The organism is Aetokthonos hydrillicola CCALA 1050, from assembly GCF_017591665.1.
Taxonomy (GTDB): domain Bacteria; phylum Cyanobacteriota; class Cyanobacteriia; order Cyanobacteriales; family Nostocaceae; genus Aetokthonos; species Aetokthonos hydrillicola.
Map to the genome: position 1 here is coordinate 66,027 of NZ_JAAKGC010000033.1, position 9,475 is coordinate 75,501.

Sequence of the window (9,475 nt, forward strand, 5' to 3'; positions counted from 1 at the left end):
AATAAGTCTACACCAAGGTGAAGAGATGACGCATATTTTCAAAGGAAGCGATCTTAGAGTTACCATCCAACAACATATTAGCCACTGCTCGACCTATTAATGGACCAAACTTAAAAGCATGTCCTGATCCACCACCAACCACGACAACACGATTGCTGTCAGGGCTAAAGTCAATTACGAAATTTCCAGTAGCAGTTACAGTGTACAAACAAGATTCACTGTAGTCTAATTCCCAATCGGTGTTTTTGATATTTGATTGGATAATATTTTGTAGATCTTCTAACGAACTTGACTTTATATCATGAGATATCCTTGGATCGAAACTAGTAGAGGCTTCTACAACTTCATGACATACTTTGATCAAGTTACCTTCAATTGGGGGTAAACCATAGTAACAATCTTGTAAGTTATTTTTGACCTGTAATCTGATCCAGATAGGAAAGTTTTTACAGGAATAATCACGTTGAGAGTTAGAGGGTTTAAAATAGCCTAGTGTTTGCGGTATCACCTTCAGAATTGGTTTTGTATAAGGTAGCAAGAGTGATATCCAAGCTCCTAAAGCCAAAACTAAATATCGAGCAGCAAAAGTTCCCTCATTTGTTTCAAGAGTAACTCTATGAGATCCAATTTCAATTTTCAAAATTTTTGTTTTTTCAAAAAGTTCGGCACCAGATAATAAGCAAAATTCTTTTAGTAGTTCAAGAGTCCGTCTAGCAGCGATCACCCCGGAAGTTTCTTCTATTAATACCTTTGCTTGGTCAGGTAATATAATCTCCGGAAAACGTTCACGTGCTGATTCCACAGAAACACTCGATATACCTTGCACTTTACCTATTACAGATTCTGCATAATCATTAATTAAATCTGCTGGGCAACTGTAAAGACAAATAGGGCATGGATAAAACAATTGCTCGCCACTTTTATCCTCTAAATGTTTCCAGTCTTCGTTTAATGCAACATGATAAAGCAAGCTATAGTCGGTATTTAGGTATAGGGCTCTCGCCACACGGGTATTTCCATGGGAGCTTCCCTGATTGTGACCAAAAGAGAACTGTTCAATCAAAGCTAATGTTCCTACCTCTCGTCGTAATAAATTATAGGCGGATGACAGCCCTAAGATACCAGTTCCTACAACAATAGCTGAAAATTCTTTCACAAGCTTTCAATAGTGAAGTGTTGTTAACTAAATAAATTCAAAACAAAAGTATTAATTCTCTTTTTGAAGAAGATGATTTCATACTTAAAAAAAGAACTCTTTTAAATCATCATTTGTTGTCTTTTATAGAGAGATAATCAAATTTTTACACTGGGGGCAACAGTTAAGTATTGGATACTAAATAGCTTATGAGGATCTGTCCAAACTCGGTTAACTTCCCACCCTCCTCTAGCAGCTATGTTTGCAAAATCGTTTAAATTATACTTATAAGAATACGCAAGTAAAATTGGTTCACCTACTTTAAATTCAAAACAATGCTTACCAATATTAACGCTCTGTTTTTGAAGGCTAAATAATTTCATTTCCATGCGTCCTATTTGCTCATTGTATATGGCTTTATACTGAAATTGATTAATCTTAAAATTAGCATTAAGTTCTCGATTCATGCGCTGTAAAAAATTTAAAGCTATGGCTACGTTTAGCCCAGAAGAGTCATTGTAGGCGGAATTCAAAATTTCTAGATCTTTTTTCAAATCAACGCTGACAAGCATAGCTCCATTAGAACCACAAGTCTGTTTGATGTTCTTTAAAAGACTTATTAATTGCGGTGGATGTTCATTACCAATAGTTATTCCTGAGATAAAAGCTAAACGACGTTTAACTAATTTTTTTGGTGATGGTATCTCAAAATAATCGTGATAATTTGTACAAACCGGTAGTACTTCTAAATTAGGATAATTTTCTGCAATTTTAGTTGCTGAATCTATTAAATACTTTTTTGATATATCAATCGGTATATAACCAGCTATTTGTGGTAGACGGTTTAATAAGATACAAGTTTTATCACTGCTACCACTCCCATAGTCAATTAGCAAACAGTTTGCTCCTACAAGAGAGACAATTTCATCAATATATTGCTCCATAATAGCCATTTCTTGCCAAGCAGGATAATACTCTGGCAATTTGCAGATCTTGTCGTATATTTGCGATCCATTCTCATCATATGTAAACTCTGTATCAATTTTTTTTACTGGCTGTTGCAAGCCTGACACAATTTTCTCTAAATCTTTATTTGTTTGCGATTTAAAAACATTAATCTCGATATTTTGAAGCATAATCATTCACTCAATTTTATTTACTTAAGCAAAGAATGCGAAAAACCCATCTCTGAATAGTTTCTAGAAGTATTTTAGGTGATATCCAAGGATTTCTCACTCTTATATCGGTCATAAAAAGAGTATTTTTCTAATACTATTGTGTTGTGTATATGGCTTGATTTACTTTTTAGATATTTTCTAAGCAATACTTTCCGGGAGAAATAATATTATTAGGGTCTACTTGTTTTTTAATAGCAGCAATGGTTTCCCAGTAAGGATCTTCTTGGCGATTGCTAAAGTGATTCATTTCTTTAATACTCATACGATAAGGATAAATACCTATTTCTTCTAACTCTTTACTTAATTGCTCAGCCCATTGATGTGCCTTTGTTATTTCTTCTTCTTTTTCCCGATCAAAATACACTCTGAATAGTCCTTCAATAGCCATTTCTCCTATACTTACGAAATTATGAAAAGGTGTTACCTGAAATTCTTGAGAGACTTTATTTACTAAATCTATTACCTCTTTGATTACCATGGCTTCAAAAGGTATTGCTGGTACAACAGCGATAAAGCCATATATTTTTTTACAAAAATCAATCTCATAATCTGAACTTTTGAGATTAAAATTATTCATTTCTCCCATTGTTTTGATACTGTAATTTGAGGGTATTCCATTATATAACATTTGTAATACTTGATAATATCTATGGCTTGAATTATCTTCTATAAGACTATTCAAAAATAATAAATGATAACATAATTTATAAATTTGTTTTTCAACTTCTTTTTTGCACAAAATTCTAATTTCTTCTGTCCCAAAAAAATTGAATATAGCTGACCAATCTCCTGTATAATTGAATTTATTATCAACAGTAGTCCTTGGATCATTTTTATTAGTAATCATCAGCCAATTATGTATCAACTTATTTTCCTTTAACTTGATGAAAGTATCTATAAATGCCACGAAATTATCTTCTTTGAACTCTGCATATACGATAGTGCTTGGGATACGAGGTTCAAGACGTATTACCATGGCAGTGACAATTCCTAAATTTGATTGTGTAAATATACCATTAAGATCAGGACCTACACCAGGCGGATGGAAAAATATTGGTTTTTTTGTTTTGTTAGAATCAAAGTAATGCCAAAAACCTGTTTTTAATACTTTTCCGTTACCTAAGAATACCTCTAATCCAGTCAGCAAATCATAGCGATGATTAAAGAAAACGCTACCTCTATCTAGAACATTTCCTACAACACTAGTATTTTCGGCAGACCCTGTAACTGGTAACATTAAATTTGTATTCCTCAGTAAATAATCAGAAAGTTGTTTTTGAGTAACTCCTGGCTCAATAATCGCATATCGAAGCTTTTCATTAACTTCAATTATTTTTTTCATTTCGCTAAGAATTAATAAAGCGGATCCATTTTGAACAGGTATTTTTGACCCAATACCCCAATTTTTTCCAGTGCTGACAACATAAATAGGGACTTCAAATTTATTAGCAATAGCTATAATTGCTTCTACATCGCTTTTGCTTTCTGGCTTTAAAACAGCTATTGGTAGTTCAGATTTATATTCTGTGATATTTTGTGTGTATTTTTCTGTTTCCTGTTTAGAGTCTTCTACTTTATTAGTACCAATTTTATCTTTCCATGCTTGAATAGCTTGTTTTGTATGATCCATTTTTTTCTGATTTTTAATTTTTACTCTTGATTTTTTGTTCAAAACTTTATACTAAATATTTTTGAGTGATGATCTTTTAGTTGTGAAAATTTAAATTTTCTAGGTAAATGAAGATGAAAAAATTCCAGCAATGGTTTAACATGCACATCCTCTAGCCATTCACTAGCTACATCCTCGATAACATGATGTTCAGCAACCAGAGTATTGCAACAAAAGCGCCGAATTATAGGATGAATAAAAGTACTCAAGGCGGCTCTTTTAACATCATCTTTGTGGATACGCTCAACAGCAAAGGGATCTGGACTTGCGTTTATAATATCGAGTCCAAACTCAAGCGTAATAATATAGTAGTGGTCATGTTTACCTAAATGGCTATCATGGATGTAATCTGTAGGCAAATCTTCGTAGTAACGCGCCGCTTTCCCATGATCGAGGATAATAATTAGATCGCACAAGAAACCCGTTTGTTGCCACAATCCTGAGCTTAAATTTACCCTTCTAACAATAGCTTCAGTTAAACCTTCAGGTGTGGAATCAATTAATTTATAGGGTAATTCCTGATTATGATACTTAAATTCTAAAATTTGGTGTAATGCGCGGATATTGTACCGAAAACCATGAATAAAGCCAGATTGCTTCTTCTTAAAATCCCGCATGTGCATCAACACTCCAGCAAAATATAAATCTTTAATATTAGTCGATTCCCATTCACTGGTTTGAGCCGGAAAGCGTTTGTTAATAACTAATTCAGGTTGACAGGATTCATCAAATATAGAATCATCCAAGCGGAATCCAGTACACAAAATTACACGGTCATAAACTAGAGATTCTAATTCTTCGTTAGCATGACTATAGCTAAAGTAGACAACAAATTTACCGTTTTGATGCTCTATTTTAGAGATAGTAGCATCTATTATTACATTTTGTGATTTCAACTGGTATGTATCTAGCAAGTTGTTGTTAACTGCTCGCAAATGACCTACATATTTTGTTTTCCATGACATGGAAATCGGATGAGGACTTGCTATGTGAATCAGTGCTGCTGTTCCAATTAAGTTGTCAGCTGTTTCAAACCCAGAATTACCTTTACCAATAATCAATACCTTTTGATTGGCGAAGTCTTCAGGATCTACGGTTACGTCTGTGTACTTCTCCACTAGATGTATTCCAGGGATTGATGGAATGTATGGTTGAGAACAACCTGTGGCAATGATGAGACGTGCTGCAGAATAAACATTATCTTTGCTATCTGTCAATATAAATTTGTCATTTTTTGCAATTTTGACAACTCGACAATTGTATTTAACTTTAAGGTTGAAATGAGTAGCAAAATCGCCTAAATACCGTACAATGTCATCGGTGTCTGGCAAATATTGACGGCTGTAATTCTTGAACCGCATTTTTTCACTCTCACTAAGTAGAGAGTTCCAATCCCATCTCAAGTTAATTTCTGGATCATCATACCCTGTATAAATCTTATTAATTGAAATTAACTTTTTATGTCTAGGGAAATTCTTGAAGAAAGTTCCAGGTGTTTCTCCTGCTTCTAGAATTAGATAATTCAAATTTGCTTTCTCTAGAAAATAGCCTAACTGTAACCCAGCCGGACCTGCTCCAATGATCAAATATTCAAAATTTGTATATAAATTCATTGTCTTAAATCTAGCCATTTAGTTTGTTGCATTTACTTCAGATGAGAATGTAGGATTAGTATTTTCACACATCCTATTCATAGATTCAGGAACACAGAAAAATGGTATTTGTATAGTCTTTAAAAAACCATGATTTAATTATGCTAATATTCTGTAATATATTATCTCATTTATTGCTGTAAAAAAATTTATTTTGTTCTACATCAAAAGCTTTAATTTTTTCTCTAATATAGTTCTATTTTTTCCATAAAAATCTCTACATTGGGGGCTTTTGTAATAGGACAACCTTGGAGTCAAAGGTTATCACGGAAGGAGTTAAGCAGGATACATGAGCAATACCTTTTTTTTGGGGATATATAGCGCTTTCGAGGTGCGTGAGGTACATTAGTAGGGGCGAACGCCGTACTCTGCCAGAAGCCGGAGGCTACGCCCTTAGACTATCGGTGTGCCTCATTTATCTCAAAACTGCTGTATACTCTTGCAGATATTTCAATAATGCTAATGGTATACATTCCCGCTTGTTTTTTTGAATGAAAACAAGGCCTTGTCTCATTTTATTTGATAGTTATTTAACAAGTTAAAACTTACACAGTATACAAACTGAACATCATGTTTATTGACAGATTAATGCTGGTTTGCGATTTGTAGAAGCGAGCGGATTCTAATTAATAGAAATTCTCTAATCTATAGATAGTGATTAAATACGAGTATTGCAGTTTTTAAAAGTATATTTATCCGAAGTATCTTGCTCTATTTATATAATCATATCGAGATAGCCACAACACCATTTCTATATTTGGGTTTCTACCCTAATTGTATCACTTTTCATACAGATATTGTATGATTTAAATTTATTTTTATTTTTTCAGAGATTAATTTTAATTAATAACAAATAAGCAAAGAAAAAGATATCAGTAATTCTGTGTATTCTTGCATATTTTTATTGAACAAAAAAATACATTGTATATAAAACTACGATGTATTCTTTATAGTTTCCCCTTCTATCGCTGACATTTTTGGGAATTTACATCGTTAAAACTGTATAATACACAGCTAGTTTTATTACTCAGGAGTTATTTTGAAAGCCTTTGAAGGTATAAATTTATAAGTGTAACTGGGTTTCATTTCAAGGTAAAGTAAACCTTTCAAGCTTGCACTGAGATGTTGTAACGTGCTTAATTTTATAAGTCGGGCTTGAGCTTTTGAGAGTATAGATACCGAACAAAAGCTCTAATGCATAGGTATTTTCAGTATCTTGTCTAGTTTTTTAAGTAAAAATACTTAAATGTCATTATTTCATGACATTGAAAAGTCCTTAAAGTATCACTGTTCCATAGCCTACAAAGTCAAAAGACGTTTTTTTATAAGATTCACATCCAAAAATGCGTACATCTATCAAAAGTAACAAATAATGCTTATGTCAATAAATGATGTCAACACCATTTCGTAAAATGGAAAATTCTGATATAATAATTGAGTGACTTCTTCACAGGAAACCTCATCTTATAGATGAAGTGGCCTTTTTATTAACAAAGCAGTCCCTTGTATGAGTTGGCTGGGTAACGCTACCTTCCTAGTCTTTAATATCTAACTCGGACTAAAGTCCCGGGAAAAGTTCTTTAAAACCTAAATCCCTTGTCCCTTTAAGGTGATTTCCAAGAAAGAAAATACCTGTGAAATGCGAGTTTCGACTTCGCTCAACTCGCGATCTCTCAGTTGGTTGAGCGAAGCCGAAACCAACGGCGGGGGTATATTTATTCCTGTAAATCACCTAACGGGAATATATTTAGATTGGTCACTAGAAATTTTGTAGTGGTACTTTAGGTAGAATGGGGTTTATACCTTTAGTGGCTTTTTAAAGACAACAAAATAACTGAATATATTATGTATAAGTAGTCACGTAAGCTTATAAAAATCCCATATTAAATCTCACATAGGTTAACCTAAGACTACTCGTGCTGTGCGTTGTTTCATCTCGGTCGTTTAATAACACAGGTGTGTTTTAGATAAGTAGTGTCAACCTGTACTAGTACACATCGCCATAAATAAGTAGACCACTTCAAAGAGCTAAAAGCTGTGATATATAGCATTCCGCTTAAGGCCGCTGGGCGTCCCCGCTGTCTCTATCAGGAGCAGTGGTACTAGCCATCATGAACCGCGTACCCACAACAAATGAAAATTCTTCTCTCCCAGCCCTTCGCAAGCTTAGCGTTGCATAAGGAGATTCCTCTGTAGGGACTTGTTTTAACCTAAAGCCTATAGGCGTAGCTGCATCGCGTGCGAAGCGTTTTCGTCATAAGAAGGGTAAGGTTAAAGAGATATCTAAAGGAAAATAAAAGACAAAATTTGTAACTAGCATAGTTCTGTACCTCGTAAGTCCAGTCCTCTTTAATAAAAATCCTCAGTAAGCAGTTCTTTATGAAGTAAATTTAAGATGGAATTACACAAAATAGAAATAGATAGATTTGTTCAACAGGCACAAAAGATGTACAGGCGTTTAGCTTTTTTGTACCAGAATGCTAATGCTACACCTTTGAAGCCAGATCTAATGCCGGAAGCCTTTAAGGAACTTGGTAGTGCCTCAGAGATAGTAATGTTAGCAACGGAAGAATTGTACCAACAGAATGAAGAACTCGTAAAAACACGTTCTTTGATAGAAGCAGAACGCCAGCGCTACGTAGATTTGTTTGATTCTGCACCTGATGGTTATTTAGTTACTGATCTTAAAGGGGTAATCCAAGAGGCAAACATTGCCGCAACAAAATTGCTCAATCAGGAAAGGCAATTTATCTTAGGTAAACCTGTGAGTAATTTCATGGTTATGGAAGATCGGCATCGCTTTCGTTCCCAACTCACACAGTTATCCCAATCTGATAAAGTGACGGAGTTAACGCTACGGTTGCAGCAAGGGAATGGTAAAACCGGCGTTGCATCTGTCTCGGTAGCCGTAGGTCGTGACTTAAATGGTGTACCACTAACATTGCGCTGGTTACTACGCTGTGATGGGACGCAGGCTAAACCAGATCAATTAACTCAATTGAACCAGAAGAGCAATCTGACGGATCAACACACTGAAAAAAATCGCCTAAAAGGCGATCGCCCTTCGATCACCACGGTAGCTAACGTTCCTCAAATCGCTGCCCTTGCTGAACAAGAACCCGATGAACTCAAGCGTAATCGGGTTGTACATAAATATTCGAGATGTGAAATTATCCCCAATGATAGCCAAGCAATTTGGTATGTTTCCCAAGGTTGTGTCAAGTTGAGTACAATCTGTGAAACAGGCGAAGAAATTATGATAGGTTTGGCAATCCCTGGAACGGTTTTTGGCTCCGATATGACACAACTAAAAACTTACCAAGCTGCAGCACTATCAGATGTAGAGTTAGTGTCAATCTATCTTGCGGAAATATCTTCTAACCCTATCCTTAGCCATATGCTGTTGCCAAAAATCAAGCAGCATGTACGACAGACACAATCTTTGTTAGTGGTGTCTAATAGGCGACGGGTGAGCAATCGCCTCAACAATCTGTTAGAAGTTTTCAAGCAAGATATTGGTGAACCATGTACACTAGGAACTCGCTTGAGTGTTCGCTTGACTCACGAAGACCTAGCTAGCGCTTGCGGCACAACTAGGGTAACAATGACACGGCTACTTAAAAAGTTACAACAACAAGGAAAAATTAGTTTCGACGACAAAAAACATATAATTATCAACAATTTGGATGAATTGTCTCTAGAAGATAGCCGAGTAAAGAAATTTGATCATCGTTTCACCTAATCACGTTGCGGCAAAAGGCTAAACCTCCCGCGTAAGGCAACACTTACGACTTTGCTGGTGCATAATTGAGTCAAGCATCGATACCTAATCGATGCTTAT

6 protein-coding genes are annotated in these 9,475 nt (G+C 35.0%); 2 read left to right on the forward strand and 4 right to left on the reverse strand.

Going from position 1 to position 9,475, the window contains the following annotated elements:
* Positions 1-7 precede the first annotated feature (7 nt).
* From G4P69_RS18125 to G4P69_RS18140, 4 genes are all read right to left on the reverse strand, one after another.
* The gene (locus G4P69_RS18125) at positions 8-1,156 is read right to left on the reverse strand and encodes an FAD-dependent oxidoreductase (protein ID WP_208341585.1); all 1,149 of its coding nucleotides are present in this window, start codon (positions 1,154-1,156) and stop codon (positions 8-10) included.
* 137 nt (positions 1,157-1,293) lie between these two features.
* On the reverse strand, positions 1,294-2,271 hold the full coding sequence (gene egtD / locus G4P69_RS18130) for an L-histidine N(alpha)-methyltransferase (RefSeq protein ID WP_208341584.1): 978 nt from the start codon (positions 2,269-2,271) through the stop codon (positions 1,294-1,296).
* A gap of 169 nt (positions 2,272-2,440) precedes the next feature.
* Positions 2,441-3,985: an FAD-binding oxidoreductase gene (locus G4P69_RS18135; protein WP_208341583.1), complete on the reverse strand. Its 1,545-nt coding sequence runs from the start codon at positions 3,983-3,985 to the stop codon at positions 2,441-2,443.
* On the reverse strand, positions 3,982-5,613 hold the full coding sequence (locus tag G4P69_RS18140; RefSeq protein ID WP_243902981.1) for an NAD(P)-binding domain-containing protein: 1,632 nt from the start codon (positions 5,611-5,613) through the stop codon (positions 3,982-3,984). The genes G4P69_RS18135 and G4P69_RS18140 overlap by 4 nt, the downstream gene beginning before the upstream one ends.
* A 1,660-nt stretch (positions 5,614-7,273) precedes the next feature.
* On the opposite strand from G4P69_RS18140, the gene G4P69_RS39960 reads away from it, so the two are divergent.
* Both G4P69_RS39960 and G4P69_RS18145 read left to right on the forward strand, forming a co-directional pair.
* The gene (locus G4P69_RS39960; protein ID WP_279605136.1) at positions 7,274-7,408 is read left to right on the forward strand and encodes a hypothetical protein; all 135 of its coding nucleotides are present in this window, start codon (positions 7,274-7,276) and stop codon (positions 7,406-7,408) included.
* Positions 7,409-8,029: 621 nt separating this feature from the next.
* Positions 8,030-9,376: a helix-turn-helix domain-containing protein gene (locus G4P69_RS18145; protein WP_243902982.1), complete on the forward strand. Its 1,347-nt coding sequence runs from the start codon at positions 8,030-8,032 to the stop codon at positions 9,374-9,376.
* Positions 9,377-9,475: the final 99 nt, after the last annotated feature.